This window comes from Bibersteinia trehalosi (assembly GCF_004346205.1).
Classification (GTDB): Bacteria; Pseudomonadota; Gammaproteobacteria; order Enterobacterales; family Pasteurellaceae; genus Bibersteinia; species Bibersteinia trehalosi.
Genome location: NZ_SMAM01000004.1, coordinates 1 through 19908 on the forward strand (window position 1 = coordinate 1; position 19908 = coordinate 19908).

Genomic DNA, 19908 nt, shown 5'->3' on the forward strand with positions numbered 1-19908 from the left:
GATATTACGCGGTATTAGCTACCGTTTCCAGTAGTTATCCCCCTCCATAAGCCAGATTCCCAAGCATTACTCACCCGTCCGCCACTCGTCAGCAAGAAAGCAAGCTTTCTCCTGCTACCGTTCGACTTGCATGTGTTAAGCCTGCCGCCAGCGTTCAATCTGAGCCATGATCAAACTCTTCAATTCAAAAAGTTTAATCGCTCAATAACTGCTAGCTATAAATCGCTTTATTTCTATTAAATAGAAGTAATGAATTTCTAGTTTAAGCACCTATTAAGACTTCAAAATTAAAAAATATTTTTAACTAATCAATCAACAAGTGCCCACACAGATTGTCTGATATATTGTTAAAGAACAAAAAAGAACGACGCACTGGAAAATTTATCTTTGCAACAGTGCGTCGTTGCGATGGCGTGCATTATAGAGATTTCAAAATCCTTTGCAAGCGCTTTTTTGCAAAAATCTAAAAAAAATGACCGCCTGGCGAACTTTTCTTCATCGTGCTGAAATTAACGACTATAAGCGGTTAATTTTTCACAAAAACACGCCTATTGCGTTGTTGTGTCATTTAATTTTAATCATCTTTACCCAGAATTTGATTAATCTCACTTTTATACAATACGGCTTTTGCCCCAAAAACGGCTTGCACTCCACCACCAACTTCCAGAACATCAATCGCACCTAACTTTCTCAGCATGGTTTTATCTACAGATTTCACCTCTTTCACAGCCACTCGTAGCCGTGTGATGCAAGCATCTACATTTTCAATATTATTTGCAGATCCCAATGCTAAGATAATTTGATGAGCCTGTTCAGTTAAAGAGCTATGTTGCTGTTTTACAGCTTCCTCGTTATCTTCTGCACGTCCTGGAGTCATCACATTAAATTTCTTAATAAGAAATAAGAAAGAGAAATAATATAATGCAGCCCAAGGCAATCCTACAATAATCACTCGAACCCAATTCGTGTTTTCATTACCTTGTAAAATACCAAACAACAAGAAATCAATAAAACCACCAGAAAACGTATTACCAATAGAAATATTTAATAAATCAGCAATATAGAATGATACGCCGTCTAAGAAGGCATGGAAGATATAAAGCCAAGGAGCAACAAACAGGAACATAAATTCAATGGGTTCTGTGATCCCTGTAATAAAAGAAGTGAGTGCAGCGCCTAAGAATAGACCGCCTATCAACTTACGGCGAGCTTTGGGGACTGCGTGATACATTGCCAAACAAGCCGCCGGCAAACCAAACATCATAGTATCAAATCTCCCAGCAAAGAAACGTGTTCCTTCAGTAAATAATCCTTGATGATTTGGATCAGCAAGCTGAGCAAAGAAAATTTTCTGTGCACCAACAATGGCTTCACCGTTTACCATTTCTATGCCTCCCAATTCAGTGTACCAAAACAGTGGATAGATCATATGATGCAATCCAACAGCACCACTTAATCGCATTAAGAAACCATAGAAAAAGGTACCTATTTCGCCCATTTCAGCAATGCTTTGCCCCGCCGCCACTAACCAGTTTTGGAAAGTAGGCCAAATAAGGAAAAACATTGCTCCAACAAAAATAGCTGCAAATGCCGTAACAATTGGTACAAAACGAGATCCGCCAAAGAATCCCAAAATTTGAGGTAGTTGAATATTGTGATATTGATTATGTAGTTTAACTGTAATCAATCCCATCACTAACGCCCCAATCACCCCAGTATCAATACCTTGAGTTTCAGGAGAAAAAATAGGGATTAACGCAGTAATCGTGCCAGTCATAATTAAATAGCCAACTACAGCTGCTAATGCTGCCACACCTTTATCCCGCTTCGCTAATCCAATTCCTAACCCAATACAGAGCAATAAGGCTAAATTGGCAAACACCACACTCCCTGCTGCTGACATAATCTGAAAAACGCCTTGCAAAGTTGGATTATCTAATATTGGATACGCTTGAACTGTGGCTTTATTCGATAAAGCTCCCCCAATACCTAAGAGCAAACCTGCTGCTGGTAATATCGCTATCGGTAACATAAATGCTTTACCGATCTGTTGAAGTTGTTTAAACATAATGCCTCTCCCGAGTGACTAAATCACTAAATCATAGCGTAAATAAAAAAGCAAAGATGTGAGAAAACTCACATCTTTATAAAAATATTGTGGCGAAATAACCATTTAATCAAATATGTTGAGAAAGAAAAGTTAATGTTTCTGATCTATATGGAATAGCCGTTTGTGCACCCAGTCGAGTAACAGATATTGCTGCCGCTGCATGAGCAAAACGAATGGCTTGTGAAAGTGTTTTACCTTCTAATAATGCCGTAACAAACCCACCATTAAAAGTATCCCCCGCCGCAGTGGTATCTATGGCTTGCACATGAAAACCGCGAATGATTTCACCGCCTCTGCCTTGTTCGCTTAAATAAACGCCTTTTGCGCCCAAGGTAATCAAAACAGTCGTAATGCCCTTTTGATGAAAGACTGCTGAAGCCTGCGCTGCTGTTTGCGCATTTTCCACCTTCACTCCAGTTAAAATCTCTGCTTCAGTTTCATTTGGCGTAATAATATCCACACACGCCAACAGCTCATCTGATAATGCTTGCGCTGGCGCGGGATTTAATACCACCATTGTTCCTGCTTTTTTTGCAATTTTTGCTGCAAATTCAACCGCTTGTAACGGGCTTTCCAATTGCATTAAGAGTATATCTGCAAGCTCGATCGCTGTGCGTTGTTGTGCCACTCTATCTGTGCTTAAATTTGCATTCGCCCCTGCTGAAATAACAATAGAATTCTCCCCCCCGTCAGAAACTTGAATCATCGCCAAGCCCGTTGATTGATTAGGGATCACTTCAATCGCCTGAGTATCAATACCATCTTGCTCAAAAGCGGATTTCATTGTTTGCCCAATCGCATCATCGCCAATTGCACCGATAAATTTTACTTTTGCACCTAGCCTAGCTGCTGCCACTGCTTGATTTGCGCCTTTTCCGCCATAGGCAATTTGATAGCCATGCCCTGCTAATGTTTCACCTGATTTAGGAAAATAGGGAACGCGAATAACGTGATCAACATTGATACTACCGAGAACGCAGAGAGTTTTCATTGTTTACCCCACTGAATGTAGGGGCGAATTACATTCGCCCTGATGAACCATTTAGGGCGAATATAATTCGCCCCTACAATGATAAATTTATTTGCTAATAACTTTTAACGGTACAGGAATTTGTGCTTCAACCTTTTCGCCTTTTAACAGCTTGTCTGCGGTTTCTACGCCTAATTCACCTATTTTTTCTGGTTGTTGTGCAATCGTTGCTGCCAAATATCCACCTTCAACAGCTTTCACTGCATCATCAGTACCATCAAAACCAACCACGATAATCTCTTTTTTCGCCGCCTTAATAGCACGTAATGCACCTAATGCCATCTCATCATTTTGCGCAAAAACTGCTTTTGCCGAACCGTGGCTGGCCAATAAGTTTTCCATTACATTTAGTCCTTTAGTGCGGTCAAAATCCGCCGGTTGGCTAGCAAGCACTTCAAAATTGTTTGCTTCTACAGATTGTTTGAAACCTTCGCCACGTTCACGAGCGGCTGAAGTACCAGCAATGCCTTCCAATTGAATCACTTTGGCATTTTTTCCAACCTTATCCGCAATAAAATCACCCGCCATTTTTCCACCAGCCACATTATCAGAAGCAATATGGCTGACAACAACGCCTTTATTTGCACCACGATCAAGCGTAATCACAGGAATGTTTTTCTTATTCGCAATTGCCACTGCATTGCCAACGGCATCAGAATCTGTTGGATTGACTAACAGCACTTTTGCGCCACGTACGGTTAAATCTTCCACATTAGCAAGTTCTTTTGCTGGGTCATTTTGGGAATCTAACACGACTAATCTGTAACCTAACTCTTGCGCTTTTTTCTCAGCCCCTTCTTTTAAGGTAACGAAGAACGGATTATCCAGCGTAGAAACTGCCAACGCTAAGGTATCTTGTGCCAATGCAGAGCCACTAATTGCTAAGCCAAGTGCCATTGCTAAAGTTGTGAGTTTTTTCATAGAAAGTTCTCCTATTAATGTGGGGTCGCCACGCTGGCAACCATAAAATTCAAGATAGCGAACGCAAGCGTACACCTCTTACAATTTAAACTTTTTTCCGACCAATAAAGTTATCTAAAATGACGGCCGCCAAAATAACTAATGCTTTAGCCACCAATTGATAGTATGAATCAATATCTAACAAGTTAAGTGCATTACTCAGAAAACCGATAATCAACGCCCCAATTAACGTGCCAAAAATTCGTCCTTTACCGCCCATCAAACTAGTTCCACCAACAACAACTGCAGCAATAGCATCTAATTCATAGCCTGAGCCAGCAGTAGGTTGGGCAGAGCCCAATCTGGAGGTCACAATCAACCCTGCTAGTGCAGCAAGCACTCCACTAACTGCAAACACAAATAATTTCACCTTATTAACGTTAATGCCGGAAAGGGCTGTTGCAGCTTCATTACCACCGAGTGCATAGATATAACGCCCAATACGAGTCTGAGTAAGGATATACCATGCCATACCGAATAGAATAAACATTAACCACACAGGCACTGGCACGCCAAGTAACACACCTGTACCAATTTCGGCAAAAGCATCAGCATTATCAGAAAACCCCGTACTAATCGGGCGGCCTTCCATATAAATCATCGTGACACCACGCAACATTAACATTGTGATCAGCGTTGCCATAAATGCCTGTACCTTACCAAAAGCAACCAAAGCCCCGTTCAATGTACCAAGTAAACCACCAAAAATAAGTACCGCAGGGATAACCAAGTAAATCGATATATCCATACCGATCATAGTTGCAGCGACTGCACCTGCTAAAGCAAGCACAGAGCCAACAGAAAGATCGATTCCTGCAATCAAAATAACAAATGTCATACCAATCGCAATAATGGCATTCACCGAGGTTTGACGCAGAATATTCAGCAAATTATCAGTGGTAAAAAAGTTTGGATTTAAAAAAGACACCACCACAATTAGGGCAAGCAACGCAATAATAGAACGTTGCTCAATTAAGAATTTTTTTAGGCTAAAATTGTTCATCGCGCATCCTTTTTAGTTGTACAAGCGGTTTATTTTCCGCTTTATTTTGCAAAAACACCGTTTTTTCCACCGCTTGTGCAGAAATCGGCAAAACCCTTTATAATCTCAATTTTTAATGTAGGACTCATTATGAACCCTTGGTTTTTACTCGGCTGTGCCATTGTCATTGAAGTGATTGGCACAAACTCTGTCAAATATAGCAACGGTTTTACTAAACCGTTACCAACCCTCGCAGTATTACTTTGCTTTGCGGCATCACTTTATCTACTCTCCATCATCACCAAAACATTACCCGTTGGGATTGTTTACGCCGTATGGGCCGGTTGTGGCATTGTGCTTACCGCCCTCGTCGCCTATTTCCTTTTTGGGCAAAAACCCGACCTCGCCGGCTTTATCGGCATGGCAATGATTTTAGGTGGTGTATTAGTCATTAATTTGTTTTCAAAAGCAGAGGCGTAAATATCCTCATTCTTCTTTTGGTTACTTTTCTTTGTGTTATACCGTAGCAAAGAAAAGTGACTTCAATGCCCAATTGCCGCAGCTAAAATCTTCTCTTGCGTTGCTTGCAAGCGGTCGAATTCAGCAGAAATTTTACCTTCACGCATGACTAAAATTCGGTCTGACATTCCCAGCACTTCGGGCATATCGCTTGATACCAGCAAAATACTCAACCCTTCTGATTTAAACTGATTGATAAGCTGATAAATCTCTTTTTTCGCGCCCACATCCACGCCACGAGTAGGTTCATCTAAAATCAACACATTAGGACGAGTCATCAACCCTTTAGCAATTGCCACTTTTTGTTGATTCCCACCCGATAACTCACCAATGACTTTATCTGGACTCGGTGTTTTGATATTAAATAGATCGATGAAATCATGTACCGTCATCAACTCTTTAGCATGGTTAATTCTTCCATGTTCAGAAAGATGAGCTAACGCAGTAAGGGACATATTCTCTTTCACAGACATACCCAAAATCAGCCCATCACCTTTACGATCTTCGGAAATATAGACAATACCGTTATCCAATCCATCTTGCGGAGTATGATTATGAATTTCCTGCCCATTTAAACGCACGATACCACCGCTTTTAGGCAATGCACCGTACAACACTTTCATTAATTCCGTACGCCCTGCTCCCATCAAGCCAGAAACACCAAGGATTTCACCACTACGCAGATAAAAACTCACCCGCTCCACTCCACTCCCTGAAAGATTCTCAACCGCCAAACGAATCTCACCCTGTGGTGTTTCAATATGGGGATACTGCTCGTCCAACTTGCGCCCAACCATCATTTCAATCAAGCGTTCTTCGCTTAAATCTGCCACGGCACTTTCGCCAATAAATTGGCCATCACGCAGCACCGTAACATCATCGCAAATTTGGAAAATCTCTTTCAAACGGTGAGAAATATAGACAATGCCACGCCCTTCGGCTTTGAGTTCACGGATAACGTTAAACAGGGCTTCTGTTTCGGTATCGGTTAATGCATCGGTTGGCTCATCCATCACAATGACGCGAGATTCAAAACTTAATGCTTTAGCAATTTCTACCATCTGCCGCTCACCAATGGAAAGTTCACTAGCCGATTTCTTACTAGAATGACTCACTCCAAGCCGTGCCAACAAGCGGTCAGATTCAGCATACATTTTGCCAAAATTGATTCCTCCCCATGGGAAGGTTGGCTCGCGGCCTAAAAAGATATTTTCAGCGATTGAAAGATTACCCAGAATATTCAACTCTTGGTGAATAATACTCAAGCCCGCTTCTTGTGAGGATTTGGGATTAGCAAAATTCACCGCCTTACCCAAATATTCAATTGTGCCTGTATCACGGCTGTAAATCCCCGTCAGAATTTTCATCAAAGTAGATTTACCTGCTCCATTTTCCCCCATCAATGCCATGACACATCCCGCATAAACATTCAAACAAGCATTTTTCAAAGCTTGTACACCAGGAAAGGCTTTATCTATACCGCTAATTTTCAGTAAGGTTTCCATTTCCCCTCCTTAAAACGGCACACCTGAATAGAGAATGATATTAGCATAAGGCGAGCATTCCCCCGTGCGCACCACAGCTTTGGCTTGATTGCTCTGTTGTTTAAATTGTGAGTGGGGAAGGTAGTCAATTTGAATTGCATTTCCCTGCTGGCACTCAAGTTGCGCCATGATAGCAAGCAGTTGTTTTTCAATTAATGGATTCGCATTTTTGATTTCATCTGCGAGCACGACTCGTTCTACAAACATTTCTGATAATACGGCTTGCAAAGTTGCAAGAAAACTCGGCACGCCCGCCGTTAAGGCAAGATCGATGCGCACTTGCTCTCGAGGGATAGGCAAACCAGCATCACAAATAGTTAATCCATCGGTATGCCCAAGAGTGGCAATCGTGTGGGAAAGTTGAGCATTTAAAATAGTCGTTTTCTTCATTTTGTTCTCCCGATCTGTTTAGGAAACAAACATCGAAACGTTTCGATAACAAGATTATGGAAAAGAAAAGAGAGAAAAGCAAAGGAAAGAGTGCAAAAATGTGATCCTGCTCACAAAATAATTAAAACGACATTCGCTGAACGAGTTCAGGCTCTAATTGCACTATTTGAAGCGCTTGATTGGGTTCTTGAATACGAGCAATCAACCGCTCTACCGCTGCTTTTGCTAAGCGGGCTTTAGGTTGGTGAATGCTAGAAAGAGGAGGAGCAAGATATTGAGCAAGCTCAATATTATCATAGCCAATAATAGCAATATCTTGTGGTATGCGTAATCCTGCCTGCCAAATTGCTTGATATGCCCCAATAGCAATACTGTCACTGGTTGCAAATACCGCACGGGGACGATGAGCTAAAGCAAGCAATTTGCGCATAGCATCAACACCGCCATCGTAGTGGAAATGGCTTTCGATAATCCACTCTGGATGAATTTGCAGATTTTGCTCTAAAATTGCCCGCTTGTAACCTTGCAAACGGTTGAATGCAAGCGGCTTAGAAAGTTCACCCGTGATCACTGCAATATCACGATACCCCGCCTCAATCAGTGCTTTTGTTGCGAGATAACCACCAAATTCTGAATTTTCGTGAATAATATCGGCATTTAACGGCTGTTGCCACCAATCGATCACCACAATGGGTAAACTCACTTTAGCAAACAGTTCTGGTTCAAAATCTTGCGGTTCGGCACACATTAGTAGTAAACCATCGACTTGCTTACGCAGCAAGCGTGCTAAATGACGAGCCAAATTGCAAGACTGATTATCGGAATTCACTAAAATCAGGTGATAATCATGCCGCTCGCAATAACGCTCTACATGGCGTACAACCTCAGCAAAGAAAGGGTTATTACTTGCAGTGACAATCATACCAATTGTATTAGTTTCTTTGATTTTAAGACTACGCGCCAACAATGAAGGCTGATAATCCAATTCTCGGATCACCTGTTGTACTCGCTCTGTGATTTCTGGGCTCACAAAGCGTGATCCATTTACCACATGCGAAACCGTTGAAAGCGAGACTTTCGCTATCCGTGCAATATCTTTCATTGTTGCCATACAATTCCCCTTGTGGGCAGCTTAATAAATCGTGAGTATTTTCAACCTTTTTTCAAAAAACACAAGCGCCGGATTTTGCAAAAAAAAGAGCAAAATCCAGCGCTTGCTAGGATTTATTGATCAAATTAAATTTTGGTTAGATCAACTAATGCATCACGAGTAATATCGCTAATTTTGGCGTTGCTGGTAAGGGTCATGGCTACTTTCATCTCTTTTAAGAAAATATCTAGCACATTTTCAACCCCTGCTTGCCCCGCGGCACTAAGCGCATAAACAAACGAGCGCCCAATCATGGTGCAATCTGCGCCAAGCGCTAGCATTCTCACCACGTCTAAGCCATTGCGAATACCAGAGTCTGCCAGAATTTTAATCTCGCCTTTTACTGCATCAGCAATACTTGGCAACGCTTTGGCAGAAGAGAGCACGCCATCTAATTGACGACCACCGTGATTGGAAACAATAATACCGTCTGCACCAAAACGTACCGCATCTTTAGCATCTTCAGGATCAAGAATACCCTTAATCACCATAGGACCATCCCAAAATTCACGAATCCACTCTAAATCTTTCCATGAAATAGAAGGGTCAAAGTTATCAGTTAGCCAACCAATATAATTATTCAAATCAACAGGTTTCCCCATATATTTTGATACATTTCCCAGCGTATGTGGTTTACCCTGAATACCGACATCCCATGCCCAAAATGGATGAACCATTGCCTGTAACACACGACGAATATCTTTGTATGGACCACTCATACCAGAATGCATATCACGATAACGTGCGCCGGGAGTTGGCATATCTACCGTAAATACTAATGTGGAGCACCCCGCGGCTTTAGCTCTTTCCAAAGCATGTTTCATAAAACCACGATCTTTTAAAACATAAAGCTGAAACCACATTGGGCGCTTAATAGCAGGTGCTACCTCCTCAATCGGACAAATAGATACTGTAGAAAGCGTAAAAGGAATGCCCTTGTTATCCGCTGCTTTAGCAGCTTGCACTTCACCACGACGAGCATACATACCTAATGCCCCTACAGGAGCAAGCGTAACCGGCATAGATAAACGTTCGCCAAATAATTCAATGCTAGTATCTAGCTGTGACATATCTTTTAGCACCCGCTGACGTAAAGCGATATCCTCCAAGTCGCTTACATTACGACGCAAAGTCTGCTCAGCATAAGAACCACCATCAGCATAGTGGAACATAAATGGGGGAACACGGCGTTGTGCCGCACGTTGATAATCTTTGGCTGAAGCAATGATCATAAGAAACCTCTATATTTGTTATAAGTAAGTTAAGAGAATTTACATTTTATACTAATGTCTCTATTTTACAAATAATAATTATTGCCATTTCTATTAACTTGTTAAAAAAATGTTGCATTTTGGTTATTTTATGATAATTTCATTGCATGTTGCATCTCGTTAGTCTTTTAAAAGTTTTTTGCTTATAATCTCCCCTTTTATTTTATTTCATCTAAGGAGAACCTATGTTCGGTTTTGATCCTACAACGACGACATTCCTTATTTATATTATCGGAATGATCGCCATTGGTTTTATTGCCTACCGCTTTACCAATAACCTTTCTGACTACATTCTTGGCGGGCGGCGCTTAGGCGCATTTGTAACCGGCTTATCAGCGGGTGCATCAGATATGTCCGGCTGGTTATTGATGGGCTTACCAGGAGCGATATATGCTGCAGGGCTAGTGGAAGGCTGGATTGCGATCGGTTTGACCATTGGCGCTTATCTAAACTGGCTATTTGTAGCGGGACGTTTACGGGTACATACTGAATTCAATGCCAATGCGCTTACCCTCCCCGACTATTTCCACCACCGTTTTGGTGATAAAACTAAAGTGCTAAAAATCGCTTCTGCGACAATCATTCTATTTTTCTTTGCCATCTATTGTGCTTCTGGGGTGGTAGCTGGTGCACGTTTATTCGAAAATTTATTTAATGTGCCATATGCAACAGCGCTTTGGTACGGCGCACTTGCCACTATTATCTATACCTTTATTGGTGGTTTCCTTGCGGTAAGTTGGACAGACACCATTCAAGCAACCCTAATGCTATTCGCTCTGTTTCTTACCCCTATTTTTGTTCTCATCCAACTTGGCGGTGTAGAAGAAACTCACGCTGTTATCGTACAAGCCGGTGCAGCAGTGAATAAAGACTTCACGGATATTTTCACTGGCACAACCTTTATCGGCTTACTCAGTCTTTCCGCATGGGGACTAGGCTATTTTGGTCAGCCCCACATTCTGGCACGCTTTATGGCCGCTGACAGCGTAAAATCAATTCCAAACGCTCGCCGAATCTCAATGGTATGGATGGTTGTTTGTCTATTTGGTGCAGTAGGAATTGGGTTCTTCGGGCAAGCTTACTTCTTTGCACATCCTGAACTTTCAGAGATCGTGAATAAAAACCACGAGCAAGTATTTATTGAACTTTCTAAATTACTGTTTAACCCATGGGTAGCAGGCGTACTACTTTCTGCTATTTTAGCTGCAGTCATGAGCACACTCAGTTGCCAACTATTAATCTGCTCTAGCGCAATTACTGAAGATTTTTATAAAGGCTTTATCCGTCCAAATGCAAGCCAAAAAGAACTCGTTTGGCTAGGGCGTTTAATGGTGTTAGCTATCGCCGTATTGGCAATTGTGCTGGCGCAAGATCCAAACAGTAAAGTGCTCGGTCTAGTCTCTTATGCATGGGCAGGTTTCGGTTGTGCTTTTGGCCCAGTTGTAATTCTCTCGTTATTTTGGAAACGCATGAATAGCGCAGGTGCTCTCGCTGGTATGCTAACTGGCGCACTGGTTGTCGTATTTTGGAATGATGTCGTACCCAATAGTGGTATCTATGAAATGATTCCTGGCTTTATCTTAGCGATGGTCGCCATTATTGTGGTTTCTCTCATTACTCCAGCACCTCGCTCAGAGATTGTAGCAACATTCGAAAAAGCAGATAAAGCTTATGATGTTGAAATGAGCAAATAAAATTAAACGGCTACCCTGTGGGGTGGCTGTTTTTTTATGTTGAATAGAATGATAAATATCAATTTTTAGCGCCCTCTTCTTTAGCAAAAAGAGGAACGCATCCAATAAATAATCTACACAACCGGTCTCTTTTGCAAAAAAATCTGCAAATCCGCCCGCTTGCACACAAAAGGAAAAAACAATGTCATACCAACTTTTACCTAACACCACTATCCGCCCCGAACTGAGCCGTCATTACCGCTTTGATGAGCAAACCCTTGTGCAAAACCTGCTGGAACAGGCTCGTTGCGATGAGCACGCCGACAGCATTAAACAGCTGACCACTCAACTGGTTGGCAAAGTTCGTACTGCACGCCAGAAAGCGAGCGGGGTCGATGCGTTAATGCACGAATTTTCGCTTTCCAGCCAAGAAGGGGTGGCGTTAATGTGCCTTGCCGAGGCGTTGTTGCGTATTCCTGATACTGCCACGGCGGATAAGCTAATCCGAGATAAAATCGCCAAAGGTGACTGGCATTCACACACCGGCAACAGCCCGTCACTGTTTGTGAATGCCGCAGCGTGGGGCTTAGTGATTACCGGTAAACTGGTTTCAACCCATAGCGAAAGCTCGCTCTCGTCTGCCCTTTCACGCCTGATTGCCAAAGGCGGTGAGCCATTGATCCGAAAAGGCGTGGACGTGGCAATGCGTATGCTCGGTAAGCAATTTGTGACTGGCGAAACCATTCAACAGGCGATTAAAAACGGCGAAAAACGCTTCGCAATGGGTTATCGTTACAGTTACGATATGCTGGGCGAAGCAGCATTCACCGCCGAAGATGCCAAACGTTATTACAACGACTATGTTGCTTCCATTCACGCTGTGGGTGCCACCTCGAAAGGCTTGGGCGTGTATAAATCCTCGGGCGTGTCGGTCAAACTCTCCGCCATTCACCCTCGTTATTCCCTTTCCCAACACCAACGTGTGATGGACGAACTCTATCCACGTCTGAAAGAACTGTTCTTGCTGGCGAAAAAGTATGATATCGGCTTGAACATTGATGCCGAAGAAGCCGACCGTCTCGAATTGTCGCTTGATTTGATGGACAGACTGCTTGCCGACCCTGATCTGGCAGGGTTCAACGGCATTGGTTTTGTGGTGCAGGCGTACCAAAAACGTTGCCCGTATGTGATTGAGCATTTAATTGAGACCGCCCGTAAACACAACCGCCAGTTGATGATTCGCTTGGTAAAAGGGGCGTATTGGGACACAGAAATAAAACGTGCCCAAACCGATGGTGCAGAGGGCTATCCGGTCTTCTCCCGTAAGGTGCATACCGATTTGAACTACATCGTTTGTGCCAAAAAACTGTTGGCGGCGCAAGATGTGATCTATCCGCAATTTGCCACCCATAACGCCCAAACCCTCGCCACTATTTATCACTTAGCGCAGGGCAAACGCTTTGAATTCCAATGTCTGCACGGAATGGGCGAAAGCTTGTATGACCAAGTGGTCGGCAGTGATAATCTCAATGTGCAGTGCCGCATTTATGCCCCTGTCGGCACTTATCAAACTCTACTTGCTTACTTGGTGCGCCGTCTGCTGGAAAACGGGGCGAACAGCTCGTTCGTCAGTCAAATTGTCGATGAAAATTTAAGTGTGAACGATCTCGCCCAAGACCCTGTTCAAAAAGCAGAACTGACCAATGGCACTATGCACCCGAAAATTCCATTGCCAGTCGATTTATTTGACGACAATCGTGTTAATTCCAAAGGCTATGATTTAACTGATGCAGTAAGCCTACAAAATTTAGAAAATGCCCTCAATGAACTTACCAAACAGCATTACCGTGCTGAACCACAGCTGGCAAATGATAATACAAGCGGTCAAGAAAGCCGAAAAATTTACAATCCAGCGAACCAAGCTGAATTAGTCGGCGAAGTGATTGATGCCACCGAAAACGATATGGAACAGGCGTTTGAAAGTGCGGCGGCGTTCCAAAGTGAATGGGCGAATACTTCCCCTGCGGTGCGTGCCGAGAGCCTTGAAAAAATGGCAGACTTAATGGAAGCCAATATGCCACAACTGTTTGATTTGGCAGTGCGTGAGGCAGGTAAAACGTTGAACAATGCGATTGCCGAAGTGCGGGAAGCGGTTGATTTCTGCCGTTATTATGCCAAAGAGGTACGCAACAACATCGATGCGTATAAAAATCCTCGTGGCATTGTGGTAGCAATCAGCCCGTGGAACTTCCCGTTGGCGATTTTCGTGGGCGAAGTGTCATCTGCATTGGTGGCAGGCAATGTGGTGCTGGCAAAACCGGCGGAACAGACCTCGCTAATGGCGCACTATGCAGTGAATTTATTCCACCAAGCAGGTGTGCCGACTGCGGCGTTGCAATGCTTGCCGGGAAGCGGAAAAGTGATCGGTTCGGCATTGGTGGCGGATAGCCGTGTAAACGGCGTGATTTTCACCGGTTCAACCGACACGGCGAAGAGCATTAACCGTAATTTGCAGAAAAATAAGCGAATTATTCCGCTTGTTGCTGAAACCGGTGGACAGAATGCAATGATTGTTGATAGCTCGGCACTCGGCGAGCAAGTCGTGGCAGACGTGCTGAACTCGGCGTTCGACTCTGCCGGTCAGCGCTGTTCTGCCTTGCGGGTACTATATCTGCAACGGGACGTTGCCGACCATATTCTCACGATGCTCAAAGGGGCAATGGCGGAGCTGAAAGTGGGGCGTCCGCAGCAGCTCACGACTGATATCGGGCCGGTAATCGACAAAGTGGCACAACAACGCTTGCTCGATCATATCGAAAATCTCAAAAAATCGGCGAAAAGTTGCTATCAAGTGGCGATCTCACCTGAAATTGCCGAAAATGGCATTTTTGTGCCGCCGACCGTGCTGGAAATCGATCACATCAGCCAACTTAAACACGAAGTGTTCGGGCCGGTATTACACGTTATCCGTTTCGATGCCAACAAACTGCCACAGGTGATCAAGGACATCAACTCCACCGGCTTTGGCTTAACCAGTGGTTTACACAGCCGGATTGATGAAACCGTTGAGTTATGGCTGAAATCTGTCCACGCCGGCAACCTCTATGTCAATCGCAACACCGTTGGTGCTGTGGTGGGCGTACAACCGTTCGGCGGAATGGGCTTGTCAGGAACCGGTCCGAAAGCCGGCGGCCCGCTTTACCTGCAACGCTTGGTAAACCGCCAAGAATGGACGCTAAACGGCTTGCAGGGCAGTACGCAAGCGGTCGATTTTGACTTAAATTCTGCAATTCGCAAGGTACTGAACGGCGTTGAACAGCAAACCGCATTAGATCTTGCCCAAAGCCTCGCCCGTCTCTCCCCGCTCGGCAAAACCTACCCAATGCAGGGCATTACCGGCGAGAAAAACGAGATGACGTTTGTGGCTCGTCCGCAGATTGCGATTGGCAAAGGCGATTTGGTCTCGCAGGTACAAGCCTTGATTGCAATTGTGACCGTAGGAAGCCAAGCGGTAGTTGAAAAATCGAGCGAGCTGGCGAAACACGCCGCTGTTTTCAGCGAGAAATTGCAAGTGGTGAACGACTTCAATAGTTTAAATCAGCTCAGTAGCCTAATTGTGCTTGACCCACTTTCCGCTGATGAGAAATTACATCACGCCGAACGCAAAGGGGCGATTTTGACTTACCTCGAAGGACTGGATTTAGCGCTCTCACTGTTGCCGCTTGTTCACGAAAAAGCGATCAGCATCAACACCGCCGCCGCAGGGGGCAATGCCAGTTTGATGAGTGAGATGGATTAAGTAGAATAACACTGTATACGCTCGTTCCACAAAGGCTCTAGTCTCAACTAGAGCCTTTTTCTACCAAACAAAAGAACGAATCCCATACTCAGTATTTCATTATCATTAAAATTAGCTTGAATATCATACTAAAAAGTGCATACAATTATTGTGGTTTTTAACCAGTTAAAGATCATTTTGCATCTTTTAACTCAACTTAGCTCATCCTACTTTAAACGAGGTTTCTTATGAAAAGAACAAATGTTGCACTCGCTATTTTAATTTCGCTCGGTTTAGCGGCTTGTAGTAGCGGAGGCGGTTCATCTTCTCCAAGCAATAATCAAGCAAGCACAACTGACAAATCTACGGAAATAACGGCGCCAACTGAGCCGGCAAAACCGACAGAATCAGCCACACCAACTGAACCAGCAAAACCAGCAGAGCCAACCACACCGACTGAACCAGCAAAACCAGCCGAGCCAGCAAAACCAGCCGAGCCAACCACACCAGCTGAACCAGCAAAACCAGCCGAGCCAACCACGACTATTGAACCAGAAAAACCGGTAGAAGCGCCAAAACCGGCAACCAATGATCCTCTGCCACAAGAAGAAACCCCCTACACCAAAAACTTTCCAAGTGTAGGAGGCGGATTTATTATCCCAATAGAAGATAAGATTAAATTTGCATCGTTAACTTCACAAAACAGCCAACTTATACAAAGCCTCGATATTGAAGGAAAGAGTATCCCTCTGTCTCAACCAGGTATTCAAAGCAACAATATCAATATTCAAGATGCAAACCGTCAATTAGTCGTTCGAAAAGGTGAAAACACCCTGATTAGCTTTGTAAAACAAACTGATTTAACCAACCAATATTTACTTACATCTGGCACTAATATTACAAAAACAATGCCAACGGAAGGCGCTGTAAGCTATAAAGGACATAGCCTCAATATTTATGCTAAAGATAATACTGGAGGGATTGACTCCTTGGTGGAAGGTTCTGCAGAATTTGTCGCAGACTTTAATCAAAAAACCTTAACAGGCACCGTAAGCGCTGCTACGGATAACGATTTCATACCTGTTGCGATTAAGGCAAGCATTACCAATAATACCTTCACAGGTAGCTCAAACGGGGTTAGTGTACAAGGTGGCTTCTTTGGAAAAAATGCAGAAGAATTAATCGGTGATTATACGCGTACAGAGCAAAGTCTTAAACAACAAAATGCTATCGGCGTATTCCAAGCCAAGCAAACAAAATAACGCGTAAATAAAATAGGGGCAAATGATTATTTCGCCCCTATTTTTGCAGAAAATTTCCGATTTTAACCCGCTTGCTTACGAGCACTCACCAGTAATGCCGCAGATTGTGCTTCGCACTTTATTTCATAATATGCTTACTTTACTTTTTCCCACCATTTTTCATGCGGTAAAGGCTCAAAGATATGGAATACCTCGCCTATTTTAGGTGTAGCTACTTGTAAGTTATACTGTTTGGCATCGGCTAAAAAACGCTTAACAGGCTCTGTCCAATGGTGCTCGGAAAGATCAAACTTCCCCCAATGAATAGGCATCACCTTAGTACCCTGTACATCTCTCACGGCTTGAACCGCTTGCTCTGGGAATTCGTGAATTAGTGCCCATTTATCGTTGTAAGCCCCATTTTCAATCATCACAAAATCAAAAGGAGCATATTTGGCAACACGCTCAACAAAGTGAGAGCCATAACCTGTATCTGCACTAAAATAGAGTGATAAATCCGGCGACTTGACCACATAGCCTCCCCACAGGGTGCTATCTTGGGTATTCAACGCCCGCCCACTAAAATGGCGTGAAGGAACGAGGGTAATTTCAACTCCATCTAAATTGACACTTTCATCCCAATCCAGCTCGGTGATTTTCTCACTTGCTACCCCCCAACGTTGTAAATGTGCTTTTACCCCGAGAGGGACAATGAACCGTTGCGTTTTTGCATCAATTTGCAAAATGGTTTTATAGTCTAGATGATCATGAGAAATCAATACCGCATCTAACGCAGACAATTCCTCCACCGTTGGCGTATGTTGCATTTTAAACGGTTCCACCACAAACGGTAGCGGAGAGGCATGGTAATAAACAGGGTCGGTAATCAAACGCTTACCATGTGTTTGAAAGAGCACTGTCGAATGCCCAAACCAAACAACGCTGCCATCTCGAAATAAACTCAAATTTAAAGGCACACTTGGCAATGCCTGACGCGGCGTGTTATGAGATGAGGCAATGAGTTTATCTTTTGTCCATTGCCATAAAGAAATCTCTTCTTCACCGGTTTGTATAGTCGTCTCTTCCAGATTAATAAATTTCTTACCATTAAAATTTGGCGAGCGTTGAATTTTTACTAGACTTTGGGCATCAGGCTTACCCCCAAACACAGGGTGAAAAACCATAAAAATATAGCCACTCAGCGCAAACATCGCAGCAATGCAAACTAAATATTTAAAAATTAAAATCAGTATGGGCATCCATTCTCCACAACAGAATAAGAATAAAAAAGTAGTTTACTGAGGGTCTGTTAATAATTCAAATTTATTCACGATATTGCTTAAAAATGGTGCAAACAAAGAAGAAAACAGAATGAAGTCCAAACTTCTTTGCTGATATTCTTCCTTACTTACTTACGCCATTTTAAGCCTTCTAGAGACTAATAGATTATTGCAAAATAAGCAAAAGTGATTTAACGCTCCATTGATTTTTCAGCAAAAATAAATCGTTATACTGTGCCTATCAATCGCAAGCAGTGGCTTGCTGTGTCGTATAGAAATTAATGGAGAAAGCAAAGATGAATCCAAAATATACCCCTTTATTTGAACCTTATACCTTAAACAATGGCGTAGAAATCCCTAACCGCCTCACCGTTGCCCCTTTAACGATTTATGATTCAGGCGAAGACGGCGAGATGACCGAAGCAGGGCGCACATTCTGGCAAGATCGCTTTAATGGATTTGGCTTATACATTATGCCCTTTACCAATGTTCACCCGAGCGGTATCGGCTTTGAAAGCCCAAATGCCTTTGATGAACGCCATTTACCTACCTTGCGTGAATACGCCGAAATTGCCCATAAACAAAGTGCCAAAGCCGTGGTGCAAATTGCTCATAGCGGTTTACGTGCTGATCCTGCTATGACACAAGGGTATGATGTGGTTGCACCAACAGGCGATGCCTATGGGCGTTTTCGTACAATGAGCGAAAGTGAAGTGTGGGAGATGGTGCAAAGCTATGCTCGTGCTGCAGAATTAGTGATGGAAGCAGGGTTTGATGGCGTGGAGATTCACGGTGCGAATGGCTGGCAAATTCAGCAATTTGTGTCAGCAGCGACAAACTATCGCACTGATTTTTGGGGCGGAAACCTAGAAAAACGCTTAAAGTTCCCACTGGAAATTGTCAAAGCCATTGATGAAATGCGTAAAAAACACAACCGCCCTGATTTTATCATCGGTTATCGTTTCTCCCCCGAAGAACCGGGCGAGCGAGGCATTACCATGAAAGAAACGCTGACACTGGTGGACACACTGTTAGAAATGCCAATTCAATACTTGCACATTTCGCTGTGGGATTTTTATAAAAAAGTCCGTCGTGGTGCAGATACGGCATTAACTCGTATGCAAGTTGTGCACGACCGCATCGCAGGGCGAGTACCGTTCTTTGGCTCAGGCAACCTTTACACCGCAGATGATATGCTCAACGCCTACCAAACAGGCTGGGTGGAGTCCGTCTCCATCGGCAAAAGCATTATGCTTAACCCGAATTTAGTGGAACTGATCAAAACAGGACTAGAAGCTGAAATCCAAACCACCTTTGACTGGGAACAAGCCGATTTTTACCGCTATACCCCAGCGATGTTACACGGCACCAGAATGGGACACGATTTTTATCCACCCAGCAAACAACTTGGCGTGCGTTATAAATCGGAGCATTTTTAGCCATTAAAACAAGCGCTCTGTTTTGCAGAAAATTTTGCAAAATGGTGCGCTTGTTATTGTTTTACTTCGTTTCTTCAACAATCTTATAGCTCACACTTCGCCCGCCGCTTTCTGAGCGTTGTAATATGCCTTTTTCCACCAAATCGGTGAGATCCCGCAAAGCGGTATCCCGAGAAACTTTGGTGAGAGCGGCATATTTTTTATTGGTGAGTTTGCCTTCAAAATCTTCTAAGCACTGACTGGGTCAGCACTTGTAACCGAGCTTGTTCCGAAAGTTCAAAGCCCAGCGTGCTCATTTTCCCGAGTAATAAGCCTTGTTGATAATGGGTTTGATTGAGCAATGAGGATAATCGGGTAAGGTCATATTCCCATTTATGCCAATTTGTTTTTTGCCAAATATATTCATGGTTAAATTGCGTCATCAGGCAATTTTCCCCGTTATTTGACTTATTTTGCAAAACATGTTGAAAAACAAACCGCTTATTTATTCTCAATTATTGCCAGATAGTCAAAACTCATTTAAAAATCTATCGCTTTTTCA

At 43.4% G+C, this 19908-nt stretch carries 15 protein-coding genes, 1 rRNA gene and 1 pseudogene; 5 read left to right on the forward strand and 12 right to left on the reverse strand.

Features of this window, described 5'->3' with window-relative positions:
- The 5 genes from EDC51_RS04715 to rbsC all read right to left on the reverse strand — a co-directional run.
- Positions 1-186 (reverse strand): 16S ribosomal RNA (locus EDC51_RS04715); the annotation flags it as partial.
- A 388-nt stretch (positions 187-574) separates the two neighbouring features.
- Positions 575-2068, reverse strand: coding sequence for a PTS transporter subunit EIIC (locus tag EDC51_RS04720; protein WP_015431507.1), 1494 nt, complete (start codon positions 2066-2068; stop codon positions 575-577).
- Between the two features lie 109 nt (positions 2069-2177).
- Complete coding sequence (rbsK, locus tag EDC51_RS04725; RefSeq protein ID WP_131928309.1) at positions 2178-3101, reverse strand: ribokinase; 924 nt, start codon at positions 3099-3101, stop codon at positions 2178-2180.
- Between the two features lie 87 nt (positions 3102-3188).
- Entirely contained in the window at positions 3189-4061 is an 873-nt protein-coding gene (gene rbsB, locus EDC51_RS04730; RefSeq protein ID WP_025267497.1) for a ribose ABC transporter substrate-binding protein RbsB, read from the reverse strand.
- Positions 4062-4146: 85 nt separating this feature from the next.
- On the reverse strand, positions 4147-5103 hold the full coding sequence (gene rbsC, locus EDC51_RS04735; protein ID WP_015431504.1) for a ribose ABC transporter permease: 957 nt from the start codon (positions 5101-5103) through the stop codon (positions 4147-4149).
- Positions 5104-5232: 129 nt separating this feature from the next.
- On the opposite strand from rbsC, the gene EDC51_RS04740 reads away from it, so the two are divergent.
- On the forward strand, positions 5233-5562 hold the full coding sequence (locus EDC51_RS04740) for a DMT family transporter (RefSeq protein ID WP_015431503.1): 330 nt from the start codon (positions 5233-5235) through the stop codon (positions 5560-5562).
- A 62-nt stretch (positions 5563-5624) separates the two neighbouring features.
- On the opposite strand, the gene rbsA is transcribed toward EDC51_RS04740, so the two are convergent.
- The 4 genes from rbsA to lldD form a co-directional block, all read right to left on the reverse strand.
- Positions 5625-7106, reverse strand: coding sequence for a ribose ABC transporter ATP-binding protein RbsA (rbsA, locus tag EDC51_RS04745; protein ID WP_131928310.1), 1482 nt, complete (start codon positions 7104-7106; stop codon positions 5625-5627).
- A gap of 9 nt (positions 7107-7115) precedes the next feature.
- Positions 7116-7535: a D-ribose pyranase gene (rbsD, locus tag EDC51_RS04750; RefSeq protein ID WP_015431501.1), complete on the reverse strand. Its 420-nt coding sequence runs from the start codon at positions 7533-7535 to the stop codon at positions 7116-7118.
- A 121-nt stretch (positions 7536-7656) separates the two neighbouring features.
- Entirely contained in the window at positions 7657-8646 is a 990-nt protein-coding gene (locus EDC51_RS04755; protein ID WP_131928311.1) for a substrate-binding domain-containing protein, read from the reverse strand.
- A gap of 125 nt (positions 8647-8771) precedes the next feature.
- Positions 8772-9917 carry an FMN-dependent L-lactate dehydrogenase LldD gene (lldD, locus tag EDC51_RS04760; RefSeq protein WP_015431499.1) on the reverse strand — a complete coding sequence of 382 codons (1146 nt, stop codon included), beginning with the start codon at positions 9915-9917 and terminating at the stop codon, positions 8772-8774.
- A 224-nt stretch (positions 9918-10141) separates the two neighbouring features.
- Between lldD and putP the strand changes: the two genes are divergently transcribed.
- The 3 genes from putP to EDC51_RS10995 all read left to right on the forward strand — a co-directional run bounded on the left by putP (position 10142) and on the right by EDC51_RS10995 (position 16669).
- Positions 10142-11650, forward strand: a complete 1509-nt coding sequence (putP, locus tag EDC51_RS04765; RefSeq protein WP_025288731.1) for a sodium/proline symporter PutP — start codon at positions 10142-10144, stop codon at positions 11648-11650.
- 181 nt (positions 11651-11831) lie between these two features.
- The gene (gene putA, locus EDC51_RS04770) at positions 11832-15428 is read left to right on the forward strand and encodes a bifunctional proline dehydrogenase/L-glutamate gamma-semialdehyde dehydrogenase PutA (RefSeq protein ID WP_131928312.1); all 3597 of its coding nucleotides are present in this window, start codon (positions 11832-11834) and stop codon (positions 15426-15428) included.
- Between the two features lie 227 nt (positions 15429-15655).
- The gene (locus tag EDC51_RS10995; RefSeq protein WP_131928313.1) at positions 15656-16669 is read left to right on the forward strand and encodes a transferrin-binding protein-like solute binding protein; all 1014 of its coding nucleotides are present in this window, start codon (positions 15656-15658) and stop codon (positions 16667-16669) included.
- A 134-nt stretch (positions 16670-16803) separates the two neighbouring features.
- On the opposite strand, the gene EDC51_RS04780 is transcribed toward EDC51_RS10995, so the two are convergent.
- On the reverse strand, positions 16804-17907 hold the full coding sequence (locus EDC51_RS04780; protein ID WP_131928314.1) for an MBL fold metallo-hydrolase: 1104 nt from the start codon (positions 17905-17907) through the stop codon (positions 16804-16806).
- Positions 17908-18224: 317 nt separating this feature from the next.
- Between EDC51_RS04780 and EDC51_RS04785 the strand changes: the two genes are divergently transcribed.
- Positions 18225-19367 carry an NADH-dependent flavin oxidoreductase gene (locus EDC51_RS04785; RefSeq protein ID WP_131928315.1) on the forward strand — a complete coding sequence of 381 codons (1143 nt, stop codon included), beginning with the start codon at positions 18225-18227 and terminating at the stop codon, positions 19365-19367.
- 61 nt (positions 19368-19428) lie between these two features.
- Here the strand turns inward: EDC51_RS04785 and EDC51_RS10945 are convergent.
- Positions 19429-19575, reverse strand: a pseudogene (locus tag EDC51_RS10945) (DeoR family transcriptional regulator); the annotation flags it as partial.
- 10 nt (positions 19576-19585) lie between these two features.
- Positions 19586-19789: a DUF4172 domain-containing protein gene (locus EDC51_RS10950; protein WP_131928316.1), complete on the reverse strand. Its 204-nt coding sequence runs from the start codon at positions 19787-19789 to the stop codon at positions 19586-19588.
- Positions 19790-19908: the final 119 nt, after the last annotated feature.